This window comes from Mesorhizobium sp. SARCC-RB16n, assembly GCF_008520305.1.
GTDB lineage: Bacteria > Pseudomonadota > Alphaproteobacteria > Rhizobiales > Rhizobiaceae > Mesorhizobium.
On sequence record NZ_ML703263.1, the window covers coordinates 169,574 to 190,101 of the forward strand.

The following is a 20,528-nucleotide window of genomic DNA, read 5'->3' on the forward strand; positions in this document are numbered from 1 at the left end:
TTGTCGAGATCCAAGGCGGCGAGCCACGCCGCCTCGGGTTTTGGGCCATCGGTGTCTGTTCTCAGCCTGGCAAATAGGCACTGCTCCAGGAAACACTGGCGGCACCCGACTTCAGCATTCTGTCGATTTCAGCATCGTCATAGCCGACGGCGGCGAGAACGGCGCGTGTCGAGGCGCAGTATTTCTCAGCCGACGCAATCGCATAGACCTTTCCGTCGCTGGGCCGGACGGCGAAAGGATCAAGTTGGGTCACCGTGTGACCGCTCGGGTGGCCTGGGAAGACGGAGAATGAGTAGCTGCCATATTCCGTACCAGGACTGCCGTCCGCCATCCTTGCGTTCCGGCTCCGGATCGTCTCGATGTTCTCGCAAGGCGATGCACCGATATCGGCGTCGACAAGGCGCTGTTGCCAAATCTCGGCCGGTTCGGTCATGAATATCTTGGCCAGATGGGTCTCCCGATCGGGCTTCGGTATCGAGGCCAGCCCCGTCAATCCCTCTACCGTCTCGAAGCGTGGCAAGTCGGCGTCCGACGCACATAGCAGGATCGAACCACCGGATGCCGTTTCGTAAAGCCGGGACAATGCGTCAAAACCTTTTGTTTCTCGGCCCGCAGGCTCGTCGAATGGTCGGCGGCCCTCATAATCGTAGCAGAAGGGGATCTGTGCCAGCCCTGTCAGCGCCGACAGCGACGTGCGTGGCCGGCCGATAACGCTGGTAGTGGATTTCTGAAAAAGCGCGGCAGCCACGCCGAGAGCGGCGCCAAAGCCGCACATGACATCGATGGTGCCGACATGGGCATGTTCTTCCGGCGTCTGCATCGATCCCCCAAACCGAAGCATGATGCCGGTCGCCGCCTGGACCAGGTCGTCATAGCCAAGATAGTTGGTGCGCGGTCCGACGCGGACGCCACTGAAGCAATCGAGCTGACAGAAAATTGCGTCGGGGTTGAGCGCTCTCATCCCGTTGAGGTCGAGTCCCATGACGTCGACCTGACGGTCGGTGGCGTTCCAGACGACGACATCCACGGACTTGACCAGCCTCTCGAACGCCTCGCGCCCTTCAACCGTTGCGATATCCAGCAGCGCGGATTTTTTGCCACGCATGTGGGACATGCCGAAAATCACCGTATTCCAGCAGTCGTAGAACGGTTTTGCCGGATCGACCTTGATCACCTCCGCGCCGAAGCGGGCGAGGTAAGCGACCGAGTGCGGGCCCGCGATGACGTTGCAGAGATCGAGTATCTTGATGCCGTCGAGCCAGCCGACCGAGGCATTGGCGGTTGGAGCAGACGGAAGCGGCCGTTTCACTTCAGCCAGCCTTGCCTGGGCCTCGGCCACGGTTACCCAGCTGCGCGGCACCGGGTTCAGCATGGCTTGCGCACTTTCCTGCAGCCAAACCATCGGCCCAGGCTGGATCATGCGGCCCAGTATGGGATCGTCGACCTCGATCATCAGGCCGGCTGCCCTGGCATGATCGTCGGCGATCCATTCCTGCAGCCAACGCTGCGGTGCTCCCGGAAATAACCCCTCGCCGAAAATGCGCTCCCATTGCGCCGCAGTGCGGGTCAGGAAAACCGCCTTCATCCTTGCGGCAATCTTGTCGGCCCAGAATTTCGGCAAGGGATAGACGCCGAGCGACGCGTCCGATGACCATTCCGAGACGGGAAGATAGGTGTCGTCTTCCTCGTGAAGCCCTTCACTCACGAGTTCATCGTAAAGGCCGAGGGTCTGCAGGCATCGTTTGGCGTGGTTCTTGTGGCTTGGGCAGACGACGTAGAACATCCGCCCGTCGCCGCACATGTAGCTGCGATAGAAGGGATCGAGGAATTCCTGCAAGTCGCCGTAGGACATGTCCATCGGCAGGCCTTCCTTGCGGCGCCGTTCGATCTCCCGTTCGCGCTGCGTCTGATAGCGAAGCGGATAGTCTTCGATCCTGATGGAGTTGTAAGACAGGCCCTCCATCACCGCGCTGGCGAGCGGCACTTCGATATGGTCGCCGTGTCCGGTCCGTTGGCGGCTTTGAAGAGCCAGAACTGTTGCGGAAGCCGCGAGCATGGTGCCATAGGCCGAGGCTAGGGGCAGTGGCGAAAAGGACGGATTGATTCCCATCAGCACCCGGTTGAGGCCCATGTCCGTGAAGACGCCGGACGAGGCCGCGATAACGGTCTCGAAGGCGCGCCAGTCGCTGCGCAGTTGATCGTTGGAGGCGAAGCCGGGGATCGATACCGTGATCAACTCGGGACGGGCTTTTCGCAGCGCTTCGAAGTCGATGCCGAGCCGGGCCAGGACCTTGGGCCTGAAATTCTCGATGACGATGTCGGCCTCGGCAACCAGCGCATTCGCCTCGTTCAGGCCCGCAGCGGTTTTCAGGTCGATCGTGACGCTCAACTTGTTGCGGTTGAGAATTGCATTGGCCGGATTGTCCCAGAGCGGACCCGAGGGGGGATCGACGTGAACGACGCTCGCGCCGAGATCGCCGAGGATCATCGCCACCGCGGGACCGGCGATATACTGCCCGAAGTCGATGATCTTGATGCCGGACAGTGGCAGTGCCGAACGCGAAATCGATGTCATGGCGGTGATCTCTTGCTCAGTGTCCGTGTCGCCGCGCGTCGTCGATGATCCAGCGCGCCGCCTTTTCGGCGATCATCATCGTGGGAGCACTGGTGTTGCCGCTGGTGATCGTCGGCATCACGCTGGCGTCGACGACCCGCAAACCCTCGATGCCGCGGACACGCAGCCGACTGTCGAGAACGGCCATCCCGTCGTCGTTGCGCCCCATCCTGGCGGTTCCCACGGGATGGAAGATGGTGTTTGCGATGTCGCCCGCGAGTTTCGCGAGATCTTCATCGCTCTGGAATTCCACACCGGGCTTCCATTCGACCGGATTATATCTTGCAAGCGCCGGCTGGCCGACGATCGACCTGATCTGCCTGATGCTGTCGGCGGCAATCTTGCGATCTTTCTCGGTGCTCAAATAACTCGGGGCGATGGCGGGCGCTTCCCCGCGCTGAGCGGAGCGGACCCGCACACTGCCGCGACTGGTCGGATTGAGGTTGCAGACGCTGGCGGTGAAGGCCGGGATGGCGTGCAGAGGTTCGCCGAACGCGTCGAGACTAAGCGGCTGCACATGATATTCGAGATTGGCATGCGCCTGGCCTGGATCGGAGCGTGTGAACGCGCCGAGCTGCGATGGGGACATGCTCATCGGCCCGGTGCGCTTCAAGGCGTATTCCAGTCCGATCATCGCCTTGCCGACAAGACTGTTGGCAAGCGTGTTGAGTGTTCTGGCATTGGTGACCTTGAAGACGGCGCGTATCTGCAGGTGATCCTGCAAATTTTCTCCGACGCCCGGGAGATCAAGCTCGACATCGATACCGGCACCCTTGAGAAGCGCGGCCGGGCCGATGCCCGAGAGCTGCAGTATGTGCGGAGAGCCAATCGCCCCGGCCGACAGAATGACCTCACATTTCGCCCGGGCCGACACCTGCTGGTTGCGCCTGTGGAGGAACAGCCCCGTGCACCGCTTGTGCCCATCCGGCGCGGTTTCGATGCACAGCCTGTCGACTTCGGCCTCGGTCCAGATCACCAGGTTGCGGCGATGGCGGATCGGCCGCAGAAAGGCTTTCGACGTGTTCCACCGCCAGCCGGATTTCTGGTTGACCTCGAAGTAACCGACACCTTCGTTGTCGCCGCCGTTGAAATCGGAAGATCGGGGGATGCCCGCCTGAACAGCGGCGTCGGTGAAGGATTCGAGAATGTCCCATTTGAGACGCTGCTTTTCGATGCGCCACTCGCCGCCGTGTCCATGCATGTCCGAGAACCGGCTGTTGTCGCCGGTGGCGGGGTCGGCGCCGTTGTCGAGGCGATAGTGATCCTCATGCGCCATGAAGTCCGGCAGCGATTTTTCCCATGACCACTCGCCGTCGCCGGTGACTGCCGCCCATTGATCGTAGTCGCGAGACTGGCCACGCATGTAGATCATGCCATTGATCGAGGAGCAGCCGCCCAGGACCTTGCCCCGGGGATAACGCAGGGAGCGGCCGTTGAGGCCCGCCTCGGGCTCGGTGTTGTAAAGCCAGTCGGTACGCGAATTGCCGATACAGTAGAGGTAACCCACGGGAATGTGAATCCAGGGGTAGCTGTCGTTCCGGCCAGCCTCGATCAACAGGACACGCCTGGCGGGATCGCTGCTGAGACGGCTGGCAAGCAGGCAACCCGCCGACCCGGCGCCGACCACGATGTAGTCGAAAACGTCAATATCCGAGCGAACGCCCCGCGCTTCCATTCCCGTCAATCCTCCGCGAAATGCGATGAAAGCAGCGCCGCGCCGCGTTCACAAGGGCACGACAAGCCGGGTGTTTCTTATAATTCTCGTCGCCCGCGACCGTCATCAGCATGCCTCCCATGGCACAATGCGGCTATTCGTTTGCTGAATCCAATGATAAATTGAAGAAACGATTATAATGGAAATTTATATGGACCATCTGGATTTCAGGCTGGTGAAAGCGTTCGTTACCGTGGCGCAGGAAGGGAACGTCACCAAGGCGGCCGAATTGCTGAATCTCACCCAGCCTGCCGTCAGCCTTCAGCTCAAACGGCTCTCTCAGGACGTCGGAGTGACATTGTTCCATCGGACCGCCGGCGGGCTGGAATTGACGCGCGACGGCGCGCTGCTTGCGGCTAAAGGCCAGCAGGTGCTGGCTCAGGCGGCCGAGTTCAGACAGACCGCCAGGCATCTCAGCACGAAGCTGCGCGGCAAACTCAGGATCGGTACGATCATCGACCCTGAATTCACCCGCCTGGGCGCGTTTCTGCAGGCTCTCGCCGAAAGCGGCCCGGGCATGGACACGGAACTTCGGCAAGGCATGAGTGGCGAGGTCGCCATCCGGCTCAAGCGAAACGAACTGGATGTCGGCTTTTTTCTCGGCGATCTCGATGATTTCGGCACCAGCACCGATGCCGCCGATACGCAATCCGAGGTCCAGTTCTTCATCGAGCAATTGTCACGCCTGACCTATCGCGTCGTGGCGCCGCCTGGCTTTGCCAGCATGGTGGCAGGGCGGGACTGGAAGGAGCTTGCCGAGCTTCCCTGGATCGGCACTCCATCGGAATCGGTCCATAACAGGCTGCTTGCGAGGCAATTTGGCGGCCTCAAGCAGAATATCGTCGCCCTGGTCGACCAGGAAACCTCCATGCTGGCGATGGTTCGTACCGGCCTCGGCCTAAGCCTCTGCCGGGAATCGATCGCACTCAATGAACGACAGGCAAACGGCCTGGTTATCGCAGACAGGGTCAAGCTGGAGACCAGCCTGGGTTTTGCCTGCTTGTTCGCGCGGCGATCCGATCCAAATGTCTCTCTGGCCTTCGACGTCATCGAGCGAATCTGGCGCGGTGAACATTAGACGCACCGCCTCCAGCTCAGCGCCGAAGCAGCCGATGGTCTTGAGCCGCTTGACGTGATCACACCTCGCGCTCGGCTATCCTGCCGACGGCCTTGAAGCCGCCGGTCCCGGACGCCTTCGAAGGCGTCCGGCCGACATGGGCCACTCGTCCGGGCGCGGCTCAACGTCCCCGCGACAGGCTCCCTAGAATCGCGCGCACGATCGCACGGCCGACCGACAAGCCGACCGAGCGCACAACCGATTTGATTGCGGCTTCCGCCACCGTCTGGCGGTTGGACGGGCGCGGCGCCGGCGCGCGCCTGCCGCCGGACTGCGGCGCAGGATCTTCATTGCCGAAGCCTGGAATGGTCCAGCGCGAGCCACCGCTGCCTGTCTGGGCCTCGGCATCCTGCGCCTCCTTGGCCTTCTTCTGCAGCATCTCGAAGGCCGACTCTCGATCGATGACCTGGTCGTACTGGCCGGCGACCGGGCTTTCCCCGATCAGCTTCTGCCGCTCGGCGGGGGTTATGGGCCCAAGCCGCGACGACGGCGGACGGATCAGCGTGCGCTGGACCATGGACGGAATGCCCTTGGTCTCCAGCGTCGAGACCAGCGCTTCGCCGGTGGCGAGCTGGGTAATGGCGGTGGCGCAGTCGAAATCGGGATTGCGCCGGAAGGTTTCGGCCGCCGTCCTCACTGCCTGCTGCTCGCGTGGCGTGTAAGCGCGCAGCGCGTGCTGCACGCGGTTGCCGAGCTGGGCCAGGACCTTTTCGGGGATATCCAAAGGGTTCTGCGTGACGAAATAGACGCCGACGCCCTTGGAGCGGATCAGGCGGACCACCTGCTCGACCCTATCGATCAGCACTTTCGGCGCCTCATCGAAGAGCAGGTGCGCCTCGTCGAAGAAGAACACCAGCTTCGGCTTGTCGGGGTCGCCGACCTCCGGAAGCACCTCGAACAGTTCCGACATCAGCCACAACAGGAAGGTCGCGTAGAGACGCGGATTCATCATTAGCTTGTCGGCGGCCAGCACGCTGATGGCGCCGCGACCGTCGCGGGTCGTGCGCATGATGTCGGAAATCCGCAAGGCCGGCTCGCCGAAGAAATTCGCCGCGCCCTGCTGCTCAAGCACCAGCAGCGTCCGCTGAATGGCGCCCACCGATGGCCTGGTGACATTGCCGTAACGGGCGCTGATCTCTTCGGCGCGCTCCGCGATGTTGGCGAGCAGCGCCTGCAGGTCCTTGAGGTCGAGGAGAAGCAGGCCCTCTTCATCGGCAATGCGGAAGGCGATGTTCATGATGCCTTCCTGCGCGTCGGTCAGGTTCATCAGCCGCGACAGGAGCAGCGGTCCCATTTCCGAAATGGTCGCGCGGATCGGGTGGCCCTGCTCGCCGAACAGGTCCCAGAAAATGGCCGGGAATTCCTGACAATCATAAGGGTCGAGCTTGACCTGTTCTGCCCGCTTGACCAGGAAATCCTGGGCGGTGCCCATCATGGCGATGCCGGAAAGGTCGCCCTTGATGTCGGCGCAGAATACCGGCACGCCGGCGTTGGAAAATCCCTCCGCCAGAATCTGCAAGGTGACAGTCTTGCCGGTACCCGTCGCGCCGGTCACCAGACCGTGGCGGTTGCCATATTGGAGCAGCAGATTTTCGGCGCGCTGATAACTGTCGTCGGGCTTGCGGCTGGCGCCGATGAAAATACTGGTATCGTCAGCCATATGTCGGGTCTCCGCAAACTGATGTGCCTAAAGCCAGCCTTTGCCCGAGGGTCCAGCCATTGCCGGAAGGTATAGTGAGGCTGCTGCACAGCGACAATCACAATTGTCCAAAGCGGACCAATCATCCAATCGGGTAATCGTCCGATCGGGGTAATCGCCAAGGCGGGATTTTGGAACTTGCGAATTTCGACGGTGTTTGGCAATCGTTCATGGTCCGTCCACGCAAGCCGCCCTATATCAGGTGGATCGAATATCAGGTGGGCCGAATTCTGGCACGGGACGCGCATTGCGATAACCGACCGGGGACCGTAGACTGGGCTGCCCGGGCTGGTGCGGCCACATTGAACGAGGAAGATGAATGGGCGCCGGAGCCTTGACCAGGGATGTTGAGCCAACGGATGCGGAGCGTCAGCGATGGCTGGCCTTGGCCGAAAGAGCGTTGGCGGGCGCATCCTTCGAGGAAAAGCTGGTCTCGCACACCGACGACAACATCCGCGTCGAGCCGCTCTATGATCGCGCGACCGGAACGGAACCGATCGTGCGCGCCAATCCCCAGTCGCCCTGGATCGTCAGCCAGCGCGTCGACGACCCGGATGTTGATCGCGCCAAGAGCCAGGTTCTTGACGATATAGCGCAGGGCGCGACGGGATTGTCGCTCGTCTTCGAAGGCGCCCCGAACGCATTCGGCTATGGCTTGCCGAGGACGGCACAGGCACTGGAGACGGTGCTGGAGGGCGTGCCCCTCAATCGGGTCCAGATCCGCATCGATACCCACCCCTGGAGCCGCCCAATGGCCGACTGGCTGGTGGCGTTCCTGAGCAAGCGCCGCTCCGATCCGGCAAAGCTCAACCTTTCCTTCGGCATCGATCCGGCGGCCATTCTCGCCGGCACCGGCCGACTGCGCATGTCGATCGAGGCGCTGCAGGAATCGATGCCGCAATCGCTGGCGCATTTCTTCTCGATGGGCGTTCCGGGCGTGCTTCTGGAGGCGGACGGCCGCGTCTTTCACAACGCCGGCGCCACGGAAGCGCAGGAACTCGGCATCATGCTGGCTTCGGCGGTCTCGTACCTCAGAATGTTCGAGAAGGCGCGGCAGCCGCTCGTCTATGCCGCGCCTCATATCGGTTTCGCGCTCAGCGTCGACCAGGACCAGTTCCTGTCAATTGCCAAGGTCCGAGCCTTGCGCAGGCTGTGGGCGCGAGCCCAGGAGGCCTGCTCGATCCCCAATTCCACGGCAAACATCCATGCCGAGACGTCATTTCGCATGATGACGGCATCGGATCCCGAAACCAATATCCTGCGCACAACGATCGGCTGCTTCGCCGCGGCGGCGGGAGGCGCCGATTCGATCTCAATCCTGCCGCACACGATCGCGCACGGCCTGCCGGCAGCTTTTGCCCGCCGCGTCGCGCGCAACGCGCAACTGATCATGGCCAATGAAAGCCATGTCGATCATGTCGCCGATCCCGCCTATGGCTCCGGCGCCGTCGAGGCGCTGACGTCAGACCTTTGCGCAGCAGCGTGGGCAGAATTGCAGGCGATCGAGGCAGAGGGTGGTGTGCTGTCCAGCCTTCGGGACGGACATATCCAGCAGCGTGTCCGTACTGCCGCCGCCCAGCGCGGCATTGCCTTCAAGTCAGGCGAGCGGGCCATTGTCGGCGCCACGCTTTATCCGTTGAAAAGCGAGCGTCCGGTCGAGACGCTGGACGCAGAGCGACGACCTGCCTTCACCGAAGGCGTTGTCCTGTGCGAAGCGCTGTCGCCGGTCCGCATCGATCAATTCATCGGGGCCGCTTCTTGATTCCGGATTTCACTCAGATCGGCTGGGTGCCACCGCGCCGCGCGCCTGTCGAGATTAAGGGACAGCGGACGACGCCGGAAGGTCTAGTCGTCAAGCAGTTGTACAGCCAAGGCGACCTCAAGGGATTGCCGCATCTCGACACCTATCCGGGCCTGGCGCCCTTCGTGCGCGGCCCCTACCCGACCATGTATGTCCAGCAGCCCTGGACGATCCGGCAATATGCCGGCTTTTCGACCGCCGAAGAGTCCAACGCGTTTTACCGGCGCAACCTTGCCGCCGGCCAAAAAGGTCTTTCGGTTGCCTTCGATCTCGCCACGCATCGCGGCTATGACTCGGACCATCCGCGCGTCGCCGGCGATGTCGGCATGGCGGGCGTGGCCATCGATTCCATCCTCGACATGCGGCAGTTGTTCGACGGCATTCCGCTCGGCGAGATGACCGTATCGATGACGATGAACGGCGCGGTACTGCCGATCATGGCGCTCTACATCGTGGCGGCGGAAGAGCAAGGCGTCGCGCAGAAGGACCTGGCGGGGACCATTCAGAACGACATCCTGAAGGAGTTCATGGTCCGCAACACCTACATCTATCCGCCGAAGCCCTCGATGCGGATCGTCTCGGACATCTTCTCCTATACCTCGAAGAACATGCCGAAGTTCAACTCGATATCGATCTCCGGCTATCACATGCAGGAAGCCGGCGCGACCGCCGACCTGGAACTCGCCTATACGATCGCCGACGGCGTCGAATATGCCCGTGCCGGCGTCGCAGCGGGCCTCGACATCGACCGTTTCGCGCCGCGCCTGTCCTTCTTCTGGGCGATCGGCATGAACTTCTTCATGGAAGTGGCCAAGCTCAGGGCCGCACGCCTGTTGTGGGCGACGCTGATGAAAAAGAATTTCGCGCCGAAGGACGAGCGATCGCTGTCCCTGCGCACCCATTGCCAGACCTCCGGCTGGTCGCTGACGGCGCAGGATCCCTACAACAACATCATCCGCACCATGATCGAGGCGATGGCAGCGACCCAGGGGCATACCCAATCGCTGCACACCAATTCCTTCGACGAAGCAATGGCGCTGCCTACCGACCACTCGGCGCGCATCGCCCGCAACACGCAACTCGTCCTGCAGAAGGAATCCGGCACCACGCGCATCATCGATCCGTGGGGCGGTTCGGCCTATCTCGAGCGGTTGACACACGATCTGGCGGCGCGTGCGCTTGCCCATATCGAGGAGGTCGAGGCTCTCGGCGGCATGGCGGCGGCGATCGAGAAGGGCATACCCAAGCTGCGCATCGAGGAAGCAGCTGCCCGCACGCAGGCGCGTATCGATTCCGGCGAGCAGATGCTGGTCGGCGTCAATGCGCATCGCCCCGGGACCGATATCGAGGTGGATGTGCTGAAGATCGACAATGCCGAGGTCAGGGCTCGGCAACTCTCGAAACTGCAACGGCTGAAAGGCACGCGCGACGTCGCCGCCGTCGAAGGCGCGCTCGATGCGCTGACCCGTGCCGCAAAAGGCGAGGATAACCTCCTGGAGTTCGCCATCCGCGCCGCGCGCGCCAATGCCACTGTCGGCGAAATCTCGTTCGCCTTGGAAAGAGCCTATGGGCGCCATGTGGCCACGGTGCAGACCATTTCCGGTGTCTACCGCAAGGCGCTTGGCGACAATCCGGTGGTCGACCGGCTGCAGGACAAGCTTGATGCCTTCGAAAAGAAAAACGGCGGCAAGCCGCGCATTCTCGTCGCCAAGATGGGACAGGACGGCCACGATCGCGGGCAGAAGGTGATTGCCACGGCCTTCGCTGATCTCGGCTTCGACGTCACCGTGGGAGCCATGTTTCAGACGCCGGAAGAGATCGCCAAACTGGCGGTCCAGCATGACGTCCACATTATCGGCGCCTCATCGCTGGCAGCGGGCCATCTGACGCTGATCCCCGAATTGCGCGACACGCTGAAGAAGCTCGGCCGAGGCGACATGCTGATCGTGGCCGGCGGTGTTATCCCGCCGCAGGACTACGAGGCGGTGCTGCGAGCCGGTGCTGCGGAAATCTTCCCGCCGGGCACGGTCATTCCGGAAGCGGCGGAGCGGCTGCTGGATCGGCTGCTGGCGCGTTGAGCGAATATTGTAGCGCCGGAAAGGTTGCGTCACAATGACGAACACAACCAAGGGTAACGGCCGTGAAGACTATTGTCCGCATGCTCGACGACGGATCAGGTGTCGTGATCTTGCCGCAGGAAATGCTGGACAACCTGAACATGCAAGTAGGCGATCAATTCCAGATCATCGAAACCGATGACGGCGTCATTCTAAGACCGGTAAGAAGTGACGACGTCGAACGGCAGATGCGCGCTGCTCGTGATGTCATGGACCAGTGTGAGGCCGCATTGCAAAGGATGGCCAAGTAGACGGACCTAGCTTGCGTCAGCCATCCGAGAGCTTGACGATCTCCCACTCCTTGCCGTTGACGCTGGCGAGGTCGCCGACCTTCTTGCCGAACAGCGCGACCGCCATTGGCGAGACATGCGAGATGCTGCCCTTGGTTGGATCGGCTTCGTCTTCGCCGACGATCTTCCAATGCACCTTCTTGCCGTCATCGCTTTCCAGCGTGACACCCATGCCGAAGCGGACGACGTCGCTGCCGGACTCCGGCACGGAAAGCTCGGCACTCTCGCGCCGCGCGGTCCAATAGCGCAGATCGCGCGACACGACCGCGATGCGCTCGCGGTCGGCTTTCCGCTCCGCTTTCGCCATGATATCGCGCAGATCGGCCAGATTGTCCTCGATCTGGGCCAGGCCGCGCTCCGTCACCAGGTTACGGTGCGTGCTGATCGGGCGCTCGCCAACGCCGGCGATGGCATTCTCACTGTCTTCTTCGCGGGTAAAAGCTCTGCTCATTGCCTGAACTTAGGCGCCGAGTGGCTGCTCGACAAGCCATTGTCGCTGAGAAGAGGCGCACCGAACGTTTGGCATGATTCCTGCGGTGTCGGGGCTGAACACTGGGATTCTGTGCCGATGTTGAACAGACGAACGCTGCTGACGCAAACCGCCGGCTTTGCCGTCATGGGCCCCGCGCTCGGCAAGGCGGCGGCAGCTGGCCTGACGGGCATCGAAAAAGCCTCTATGCGCGGCTCGATCAACGCCACCGAACTTGGCGTCCAGCCCGGTACGTTTGACGACCAGAGCAAGGCCTTCGCCAAGCTGCTGCGTGACGCGAACGGCCGCGACATGCCGGTCTTCCTACCGCCCGGCACCTATGTGGTGTCCAATCTCTCCCTGCCCGGCCGCGTGCGTCTTTCCGGCGTGCCGGGTGCGACGCGGATCGTCTACGGCGGTGACGGCCATCTGTTCATGGCCGAACAGGCCGAACATATCGAACTCAGCGGGCTGGTCTTCGACGGCTCGAACCGCTCGATGGGCGACTACGCGCAAGGGCTGCTTGATCTGCGCCGGGTCGCGCATCTGGTAGTGGACAACTGCCAGATCACAGGCAGCGGCAAGAATGGGCTGGCGCTGGAACATGCGGCTGGCCGCATCGAACGCACGGACATATCGGGCGCCGCCGATGCCGGCATCTATTCCGTCGAAGCCGGAGAGCTGGCGATATCAGGCAACACCGTCTCCGATTGCGCCAATGGCGGCATCCTCGTGCACCGCTGGCAAGCGGCGGAAGACGGCACCATGGTCACCGGCAACCGCGTCGAACGCATTGGCGCGCGCAGCGGCGGTACAGGCCAGAACGGCAACGGCATCAATGCCTTCCGCGCTGGCAATGTCCTCATCTCGGGCAATGTGGTTTCCGACTGTGCCTTCTCGGCGATCCGGGCCAACAGCTCCAGCAATTTGCAGATATCGGGCAACACCTGCTCGCGCTCGGGCGAAACCGCTGTCTATTCCGAGTTCTCGTTCGAAGGCGCCGTCATCAGCAACAATATCGTCGACGGCGCCGCTAACGGCATCTCGATCGTCAACTTCAACGAAGGCGGCCGCATGGGTGTCTGCTCGGGCAACATCGTGCGCAATCTGTCGACCAGCGGCGCCTACACCGCGGACCCGCCGGGGTTCGGTGTCGGCATCGCTGTCGAGGCCGACACTATCGCTTCCAACAACGTCATCGAGAATGCGCCGCTCTATGGCATGTCGATCGGCTGGGGACCGTATCTGCGCAATGTCGTGGCCATGGGAAATATCATCCGCAAGGCAGGCACCGGCATCGTCGTCAGCGTTGTCGAAGGTGCCGGCACTGCCGTCATCTCCGACAATGTCATCGACGGTGCGCTGAACGGGGCGGTTGTCGGCCAGCGCTGGGCCGAGCCGGTGACGTCAGACCTCACCCACACCAGCAGCAGCGGCTATGCTCACCTGACCGTCGAGCGCAATCGCGTCAGCTGACTGCTGCCTTCAATTCAAGGCCGGCGTCGGTCTCAGTGCCCCGACCTTGGCGCCAATCCGACTTTCGATCGGCGCGTTCGCCAGTTCGAGCAGCTTCGCCGCCAAGGCCTCGTCCGCCCGCAGCAGCCTGGCGAGCACGGCGGCAGCGATTGCGTCGCCGGCACGCCCGGCACCATCATCGCATTTGACCGCGATACCGAGGCCGAGTTCCGGAATTGCGGCACAGTGGACGCCCTCGGCTCCGCCTTTCGCAAAAATTCGGCCGGGAGCGGCTTCCATCAGCAACAGGTCCGCGCGGCCAGTGCCGGCGACGAAGAATGGCTCCGCCATGCAGGCGGAGAGCAGCCGCTTCGCAGCCTTCGCCCGCTCCGGGCCAAAGCCGTGCGCCGTGGCCATGCGGGCAAAGCCGAGCGCGAAACTCCTGAGCGGCACCGCATAGGTCGGGATCGAGCAGCCATCGGTCGCGCGTTGGTCGGGGCCGTGGACAGCGCCGGTGACTGCCTGCATGGCGTCGCGCACCATTTCCTGCAGCGCATGATCCGGCCTCACATAGCCGCGATGCGCGATGCCTGAGTGAACGCAGGTGCAGAGGAAACCGGAATGCTTGCCGGAACAATTGTTATGCAGCGCATTGGGTGAGCCGCCGGCACGCGCGAGCGCAATCTCCGCGTCATGGTTCGAGGGCCAGTGGCTCCCGCATTCGAGCGCCGACCCGTCCAGCCCCGCCTTGGCCAGCATGGACCGCGCCAGTTCGACATGCGCCGGCTCGCCGGAATGGGAGGCACAGGCCAGCGCTAGTTCGCGGTTGCCAAAGCCATAGGCATCGGCAGCACCCGTTTCGACAAGCGGCAGCGCCTGGATCGCCTTGACGGCGGAACGGGGGAAAACCGGCTTCGATGTGTCGCCGATCTCCAGAACCGGCTTGCCGTCGGCGTCGAAGATGGCGACGGCGCCGCGATGCGCGCTCTCGACAATGGCGCCGCGCAAAACTTCGATCAGAACCGGATTTGTCATGTCACCTCCCGCAAAATCAAAGTGTTACAGCGTCCTTTGCGCGCCCCAAACGGCGCGCGGCGCTGTAATGCGGGCGGTCTATCTGATCCGGTCGAGAATGGAAACGTAATTGGCGACAGCGGCACCGCCCATGTTGAAGATGCCGCCGAGCTTCGCGCCCGGCACCTGGATGCCGCCGGCTTCGCCGACAAGCTGCATGGCGGTCAAGACATGCATGGAGACACCGGTCGCGCCGATCGGATGGCCCTTGGCCTTCAGACCGCCGGAGGGATTGACCGGCAGGCGGCCATCCCGGGCCGTTGTGCCGTCGAGCGCCAATTTGGCGCCCTCGCCCGGTTTGGCCAAGCCCATCGCCTCATACTCGATCAGTTCGGCGATGGTGAAGCAGTCATGCGTCTCGACGAAGGAGAGATCGTCGAGCGTCACGCCGGCGTTCTTCAGCGCACGGGTCCAAGCCTGTTCGCAACCTTCGAAGGTCAAGATGTCGCGCTTCGACATCGGCAGGAAATCCTGCACATGTTCGTTGGCGCGGAAGGCGACGGCACGGCGCATCTTCAGCGCCGTCGCCGTATCGGCAAGGACAAGGGCGGCGGCGCCGTCGGAAACCAGCGAGCAGTCAGTGCGTTTGAGAGGACCGGCGACGAACGGGTTCTTCTCGCTCTCCTGCCGGCAGAATTCATAGCCAAAATCCTTGCGCATCTGGGCATAGGGATTGTCGACGCCGTTCTTATGGTTCTTGGCGGCGATCATGGCGAGCGCATCCGACTGGTCGCCATAACGCTGGAAATAGGCCTGTGCGATCTTGCCGAAGACGCCTGCAAAGCCGGCCGGCGTGTCGCCGTCCTCGGGCAGATAGGACGCCTTGAGCAGGTTCTTGCCGATCTCTGGCCCGGGCGTGGTCGTCATCTGCTCGGCGCCGACCACCAGAACGATCCGGGCGGCGTTTGCATCGATGGTACGAAGGCCTTGCCTGACCGCCGCCGATCCCGTGGCGCACGCGTTTTCGACGCGCGTGGCCGGCTTGAAGCGCAGCCGGTCGTCCGCCTGGAGAACCAGGCTGGCGGTGAAATCCTGCGCCGAAAAGCCGGCGTTGAAATGGCCAAGCACGATCTCGTCAACCTCGTCCGGGCCGATGCCGGCATGATCGAGCGCGTCCGTCGCGACCTTGACGATCAGGTTTTCGAGCGTCTCGCCCTCAAGCTTGCCGAAACGCGAATGCGCCCAGCCGACGATGCATGCGGTCATGGCGGTCTCCATCCTTGGCGCCAGCCTAGCATATCGGCTCATGGCGCACTTCGCCTCTATTGTTCAAATATAAACATTCTTGCCCGAACCGTGAAGGGCCGCAACCCAACAATCGCTTGGTGCAGGTCCCGTCTGCGTCGATTTTTTATTGATTGACGCGTCAATAAAAAATAATCTCCCTGCAAAATCGGGAACAGCATGCCAAAAATCGGAATGGAGCCGTTGCGCCGCAAGGCGCTCATCGACGCGACGATCTCGGCGATCGGCGAGCGCGGCTCGCTTGACGTGACCATGTCCGAGATTGCCGGACGCGCCGGTGTGTCTTCGGCTCTTGCCCATCACTATTTCGGCGCCAAGGACGAGCTGCTTTTCGCCACGATGCGACACATCCTGTCCGAACTGACCGTCGATATGCGCCGCGCGCTTCAATCCGCCACGTCCCCGCGCGAGCGCGTCTCGGCCGTGGTTGCCGTCAACTTCTCCGACATCCAGTTCCAGGCTGAAACCATCGCCGCATGGCTCGCTTTCTACGTCGAGGCGCAGCAATCGTCCTCGCTGCGCCGGCTGCTCAGGATCTACGCCCGGCGGCTGCATTCGAACCTGATGAGCGGATTGATCGGTATCCTGCCCAGGACCGAAGCCGACCGCGCCGCGGAAGCGACGGCGGCGATGATCGACGGGCTCTATATCAGGCGCGCGCTGAAGGATGGCGTGCCTGACGCCGCGACCGCGATCGCGCTGGTCGAGGACTATCTCGAAATCAAACTTGGCGGGCGGCACAAACAGTGACAGCGAAGCGACCCAATTTCCTGATCGTCATGGTCGACCAATTCAACGGGACCTTGTTCCCGGATGGGCCGGCGGAATTTCTGCACACACCGCATCTGAAAGCGCTGGCCACGCGTTCGGCGCGCTTTGCCAACACCTACACCGCCTCGCCGCTCTGCGCACCGGGCCGTGCCTCGTTCATGAGCGGCCAGTTGCCGTCGCGCACCGGTGTCTATGACAATGCGGCCGAGTTCGCCTCGTCGATCCCGACCTTCGCTCATCATTTGCGTGCCGACGGCTACTACACCTGCCTATCGGGCAAGATGCATTTCGTCGGACCGGATCAGTTGCATGGGTTCGAGGAGCGGCTGACGACCGACATCTACCCGGCGGATTTCGGCTGGACGCCAGACTACCGCAAACCCGGCGAGCGCATCGAGTGGTGGTATCACAATCTGGGTTCTGTAACCGGTGCCGGCGTCGCCGAGACCACCAACCAGATGGAGTATGACGACGAGGTCGTGTTCCTCGCGTCCCAGAAGCTCTATCAGCTTTCACGCGAGCAGGACGATGCGAGCCATCGGCCATGGTGCCTCACCGTCTCGCTGTCGCACCCGCACGATCCCTATGTCGCGCGCAAGCAATATTGGGATCTCTACGAGCATTGCCAGGCGCTGGAGCCGGAAACCGGGTTCATCGCTGAAGACGAGCAGGATACGCATTCCCAGCGACTGTACCACGCCAGTGACTATCCCTCTTTCGAGATCACGCCCGAGCAGGTGCGTCGTTCGCGGCGCGGTTATTTCGCCAACATCTCCTATGTCGACGACAAGCTTGGCGAGCTCCTCGACGTTCTCACGCGAACGCGCATGCTCGATGACACGATCATCCTGTTCTGCTCGGATCATGGCGACATGCTCGGCGAACGCGGCCTGTGGTTCAAGATGAGCTTCTTCGAAGGCTCGGCGCGGGTGCCGTTGATGATTGCCGGCAAGGGCATTCGTGCCGGGCTGATCGAGGCGCCGGTTTCCAATCTCGATGTGGCACCAACGCTTTGCGACCTCGCCGGCATCGATATCGGGGCGATCGCGCCGTGGACCGACGGCCAGTCGCTGCTGCCTCTCACCAATGGCGGGCAGCGCACGGCACCGGTGTTGATCGAGTACGCGGCGGAAGGCTCCTATGCGCCGTTGGTGGCAATCCGCGACGGCAGATACAAATTCGTCCATTGCGAACTCGACCCGCCGCAATTGTTCGATCTCGAAGCCGATCCGCTCGAGCGGGAGAATCTGGCCGACGACCCTGCCAATGCGGGCATGGTGGCGGCATTCATGGAAAAGGTCCGGGCGCGTTGGGACATGGCCGGCTTCGACGCCGCCGTACGCGAGAGCCAGGCACGCCGCTGGGTCGTCTATCCGGCGCTGCGCAACGGCGCCTATTACCCCTGGGATTTCCAGCCACTGCAAAGGGCGTCCGAGCGGTACATGCGCAATCACATGAACCTCGACAATCTCGAAGAGAGTAAAAGGTATCCAAGAGGCGAATGATGACAGACCTTCTCGTCCCCTCCCTCGACCATCTCAGGCAGGCTTATGCCGTCACCTCCCAGGCGACACAGGTCACGCCGCTGCTGGAATCGGCGGCGCTCGCCAGGGAAACCGGCGCGGCTCGCGTCTTCATCAAGCCGGAATCGCTGCAATGGGCCGGATCCTTCAAGGTTCGCGGCGCCTATTGGCGGCTGAAGCGGCTTTCGCCCGACGAGGCGAAGAAGGGCGTCGTCGCCTATTCCTCGGGCAATTTTGCGCAAGGGCTGGCGGCGGCCGGCCAGGCGCTCGGCATTCCCGTGACCATCGTCATGCCGATCGATGCGCCGGCCGCCAAGCGTGATGCAACCGCTGGCTACGGCGCGCGCGTCGTACTGACCGATCATGGAGATCGTGCGCGTGAGGAAATCGCCGCCGCAAAGGCTCGCGAGATCGCGGAGACCGAAGGTCTGGCCCTGCTGCATCCGTTCGACGATCCGGAGATCGTCGCGGGCCAGGCGGGCGCCGGCCTCGAAGCGCTCGACCAGCTTTCCGCCAAGGACGCGAGCGCTGATCTTTTATTCTGCTCGGTCGGCGGCGGTGGGCTGATCGGCGGCGTTCGCTCGCCTTCCACTATCTGTCGCCGGTCACCGAGATCATCGGCGTCGAGCCCGAAGGGTTCAACGGCATGGGCTCGTCACTGGCGCGTGGCAGCATCGAGACCATGCCGATCGGCCCGAAGTCGATCTGCGACGGGCTGATGTCGCGCCGGCCCGGCGACGCACCGTTTGCCGCGGTCAAGACCGCAGGTGTTCGTGGCATCACCGTCGATGATCAGTCGGTGCGGCGCGCCATGCGGATCGCTTTCGAGCGGATGAAGCTGGTGCTTGAACCGTCGGGTGCGGCGGCGCTGGCGGCACTGCTCGGCGGCAAGGTGGATGTGGCGGGAAAGACCGTCCTGGTGGTGGCTACCGGCGGCAACGTTTCGCTCGCCGATTTTATGGCGCATATGAACCATGCTTGAAGCGGATTTCGTTATCATCGGCTCCGGCTCCGCCGGCTCGGCCATGGCCTATCGTTTGTCTGAAGACGGCAAGCATTCCGTGATCGTCATCGAATTCGGCGGCACCGATCTCGGACCTCTGATCCAGATGCCGTCGGCGCTGTCGATCCCGCTCAACATGAGCCTCTACGACTGGGGCTTCGCCAGCGAGCCGGAGCCGCATCTGGGCGGCCGCGTGCTGGCGACGCCGCGCGGCAAGGTGATCGGCGGCTCTTCCTCGATCAACGGCATGGTCTATGTGCGCGGTCACGCCCGCGACTTCGACCATTGGGCCGAACAGGGAGCGGCCGGCTGGGGTTTTGCCGACGTGCTGCCCTACTTCAAGCGCATGGAGGATTCGGATGGTGGCGAGGATGGCTGGCGCGGGCACGGCGGCCCGCTGCATGTGCAGCGCGGCTCGCGCCGCAATCCGCTCTATGGCGCCTTCGTCGAAGCGGGCCGCCAGGCAGGGTTTGAACTGACCGACGACTACAATGGCGCCAAGCAGGAAGGCTTCGGCCCAATGGAGCAGACCATTCAGGGCGGTCGCCGCTGGTCGGCGGCATCAGCCTATTTGAAGCCGGCGCTCCGGCGCAAAAACGTTACTCTGGTCAAAGGCTTTGCGCGCCGGGTGATCATCGAGAACCAACGCGCCATCGGCGTCGAGATCGAAGCTCACAAACAGATTCAGGTCGTTAAGGCGCGACGTGAAGTGATCGTCGCGGCGTCGTCGATCAACTCGCCAAAGATCCTGATGCTGTCCGGTATCGGCCCGGCCGGGCATCTGCGCGAAAACGGCATTGCCGTCGTGGCCGACCGGCCCGGCGTCGGCGGCAACCTGCAGGACCATCTGGAGCTCTACATCCAGCAGGAATCGACCAAACCGATCACCCTCAATTCAGTTCTGAACCCGTTCTCCAAGGCGATGATCGGGGCGCAGTGGCTGTTCTTCAAATCAGGCCTTGGCGCCACCAATCATTTCGAGGCCGCCGCCTTCGTGCGTTCGCAGGCTGGCGTCGACTATCCCGATATCCAATACCATTTCATCCCGGCGGCGGTTCGCTATGACGGCAAGGCGGCGGCGAAATCGCACGGCTTCCAGGCGCATGTCGGACCGATGCGATCGAAGTCGCGCGGCTCGGTGACGTTGCGCTCGCCGGACCCGAAAGCGAAGCCGGTCATCCGCTTCAACTACATGTCGCATCCGGACGATTGGGCGGAGTTTCGTCACTGCATCCGCCTGACCCGCGAGATTTTCGGCCAGTCGGCCTTCGATGCCTATCGCGGACAGGAGCTCTCGCCGGGCAGCCATGTGCAGTCGGATGACGATCTCGATGTGTTCATTCGCGACCATGCCGAAAGCGCCTATCACCCCTGCGGCACCTGCCGAATGGGCCGCGTCGATGATCAATCGAGCGTGGTCGATCCGGAATGCCGCGTCATCGGCGTCGACGGACTGCGGGTCGCCGACTCCTCGATCTTCCCGCGCGTGACCAACGGCAACCTCAACGCGCCGTCGATCATGACCGGCGAGAAGGCATCCGATCACATTCTTGGCCGTACGCCGCTCGCGCCGTCCAACCAGGAACCATGGATCAATCCGCGCTGGCAGGCGTCCGACAGATAGGCCATGATCCGC

Annotated in this window: 14 protein-coding genes and 1 pseudogene; 9 read left to right on the plus strand and 6 right to left on the minus strand. The window is 62.8% G+C overall.

The annotated features are described in order from the left end of the window. Positions 1-61 precede the first annotated feature (61 nt). Positions 62-2,575, minus strand: coding sequence for a CoA transferase (locus C7I87_RS09485; RefSeq protein ID WP_149903948.1), 2,514 nt, complete (start codon positions 2,573-2,575; stop codon positions 62-64). 16 nt (positions 2,576-2,591) lie between these two features. Then, positions 2,592-4,289 carry a GMC family oxidoreductase gene (locus tag C7I87_RS09490; RefSeq protein ID WP_149903949.1) on the minus strand — a complete coding sequence of 566 codons (1,698 nt, stop codon included), beginning with the start codon at positions 4,287-4,289 and terminating at the stop codon, positions 2,592-2,594. 190 nt (positions 4,290-4,479) lie between these two features. Here C7I87_RS09490 and C7I87_RS09495 point away from each other — a divergent pair, with 190 nt between their 5' ends. Beyond that, positions 4,480-5,406: a LysR family transcriptional regulator gene (locus tag C7I87_RS09495; protein WP_149903950.1), complete on the plus strand. Its 927-nt coding sequence runs from the start codon at positions 4,480-4,482 to the stop codon at positions 5,404-5,406. Between the two features lie 160 nt (positions 5,407-5,566). Here C7I87_RS09495 and C7I87_RS09505 read toward each other — a convergent pair whose 3' ends face one another. Then, positions 5,567-7,105: a helicase HerA-like C-terminal domain-containing protein gene (locus C7I87_RS09505; protein ID WP_149903951.1), complete on the minus strand. Its 1,539-nt coding sequence runs from the start codon at positions 7,103-7,105 to the stop codon at positions 5,567-5,569. 358 nt (positions 7,106-7,463) lie between these two features. Between C7I87_RS09505 and C7I87_RS09510 the strand changes: the two genes are divergently transcribed. From C7I87_RS09510 to C7I87_RS09520, 3 genes are all read left to right on the plus strand, one after another. Beyond that, positions 7,464-8,906: a methylmalonyl-CoA mutase subunit beta gene (locus C7I87_RS09510; protein WP_149903952.1), complete on the plus strand. Its 1,443-nt coding sequence runs from the start codon at positions 7,464-7,466 to the stop codon at positions 8,904-8,906. After that, entirely contained in the window at positions 8,903-11,023 is a 2,121-nt protein-coding gene (gene scpA / locus C7I87_RS09515; RefSeq protein ID WP_149903953.1) for a methylmalonyl-CoA mutase, read from the plus strand. The genes C7I87_RS09510 and scpA overlap by 4 nt, the downstream gene beginning before the upstream one ends. A gap of 62 nt (positions 11,024-11,085) precedes the next feature. After that, the gene (locus tag C7I87_RS09520) at positions 11,086-11,313 is read left to right on the plus strand and encodes an AbrB/MazE/SpoVT family DNA-binding domain-containing protein (protein ID WP_149903954.1); all 228 of its coding nucleotides are present in this window, start codon (positions 11,086-11,088) and stop codon (positions 11,311-11,313) included. Positions 11,314-11,329: 16 nt separating this feature from the next. Here the strand turns inward: C7I87_RS09520 and greA are convergent, their stop codons facing one another. Beyond that, positions 11,330-11,803, minus strand: a complete 474-nt coding sequence (greA, locus tag C7I87_RS09525; protein WP_149903955.1) for a transcription elongation factor GreA — start codon at positions 11,801-11,803, stop codon at positions 11,330-11,332. A gap of 117 nt (positions 11,804-11,920) precedes the next feature. On the opposite strand from greA, the gene C7I87_RS09530 reads away from it, so the two are divergent. Continuing rightward, positions 11,921-13,297: a TIGR03808 family TAT-translocated repetitive protein gene (locus tag C7I87_RS09530; RefSeq protein ID WP_149903956.1), complete on the plus strand. Its 1,377-nt coding sequence runs from the start codon at positions 11,921-11,923 to the stop codon at positions 13,295-13,297. Between the two features lie 9 nt (positions 13,298-13,306). Here C7I87_RS09530 and C7I87_RS09535 read toward each other — a convergent pair whose 3' ends face one another. Further along, entirely contained in the window at positions 13,307-14,311 is a 1,005-nt protein-coding gene (locus tag C7I87_RS09535) for an asparaginase (protein WP_149903957.1), read from the minus strand. A gap of 78 nt (positions 14,312-14,389) precedes the next feature. Beyond that, complete coding sequence (locus C7I87_RS09540; RefSeq protein WP_149903958.1) at positions 14,390-15,556, minus strand: acetyl-CoA acetyltransferase; 1,167 nt, start codon at positions 15,554-15,556, stop codon at positions 14,390-14,392. A gap of 198 nt (positions 15,557-15,754) precedes the next feature. On the opposite strand from C7I87_RS09540, the gene betI reads away from it, so the two are divergent. From betI to betA, 4 genes and pseudogenes are all read left to right on the plus strand, one after another. Next, complete coding sequence (gene betI, locus C7I87_RS09545; protein WP_149903959.1) at positions 15,755-16,345, plus strand: choline-binding transcriptional repressor BetI; 591 nt, start codon at positions 15,755-15,757, stop codon at positions 16,343-16,345. After that, positions 16,342-17,871: a choline-sulfatase gene (gene betC, locus C7I87_RS09550; protein WP_149903960.1), complete on the plus strand. Its 1,530-nt coding sequence runs from the start codon at positions 16,342-16,344 to the stop codon at positions 17,869-17,871. Before betI ends, betC begins: the two co-directional genes overlap by 4 nt. Then, positions 17,871-18,871 (plus strand): annotated as a pseudogene (locus tag C7I87_RS09555) (threonine/serine dehydratase). Before betC ends, C7I87_RS09555 begins: the two are co-directional and overlap by 1 nt. Continuing rightward, positions 18,864-20,516 carry a choline dehydrogenase gene (gene betA, locus C7I87_RS09560; RefSeq protein WP_149903961.1) on the plus strand — a complete coding sequence of 551 codons (1,653 nt, stop codon included), beginning with the start codon at positions 18,864-18,866 and terminating at the stop codon, positions 20,514-20,516. Before C7I87_RS09555 ends, betA begins: the two are co-directional and overlap by 8 nt. Positions 20,517-20,528: the final 12 nt, after the last annotated feature.

Coding starts and splice junctions, on each gene's coding strand:
- C7I87_RS09485 (WP_149903948.1), bottom strand. CDS start 2,575: ATGACATCGATTTCGCGTTCGGCACTGCCACTGTCCGGCATCAAGATC.
- C7I87_RS09490 (WP_149903949.1), bottom strand. CDS start 4,289: ATGGAAGCGCGGGGCGTTCGCTCGGATATTGACGTTTTCGACTACATC.
- C7I87_RS09495 (WP_149903950.1), top strand. CDS start 4,480: ATGGACCATCTGGATTTCAGGCTGGTGAAAGCGTTCGTTACCGTGGCG.
- C7I87_RS09505 (WP_149903951.1), bottom strand. CDS start 7,105: ATGGCTGACGATACCAGTATTTTCATCGGCGCCAGCCGCAAGCCCGAC.
- C7I87_RS09510 (WP_149903952.1), top strand. CDS start 7,464: ATGGGCGCCGGAGCCTTGACCAGGGATGTTGAGCCAACGGATGCGGAG.
- greA (WP_149903955.1), bottom strand. CDS start 11,803: ATGAGCAGAGCTTTTACCCGCGAAGAAGACAGTGAGAATGCCATCGCC.
- C7I87_RS09530 (WP_149903956.1), top strand. CDS start 11,921: ATGTTGAACAGACGAACGCTGCTGACGCAAACCGCCGGCTTTGCCGTC.
- C7I87_RS09535 (WP_149903957.1), bottom strand. CDS start 14,311: ATGACAAATCCGGTTCTGATCGAAGTTTTGCGCGGCGCCATTGTCGAG.
- C7I87_RS09540 (WP_149903958.1), bottom strand. CDS start 15,556: ATGACCGCATGCATCGTCGGCTGGGCGCATTCGCGTTTCGGCAAGCTT.
- betI (WP_149903959.1), top strand. CDS start 15,755: ATGCCAAAAATCGGAATGGAGCCGTTGCGCCGCAAGGCGCTCATCGAC.
- betA (WP_149903961.1), top strand. CDS start 18,864: ATGCTTGAAGCGGATTTCGTTATCATCGGCTCCGGCTCCGCCGGCTCG.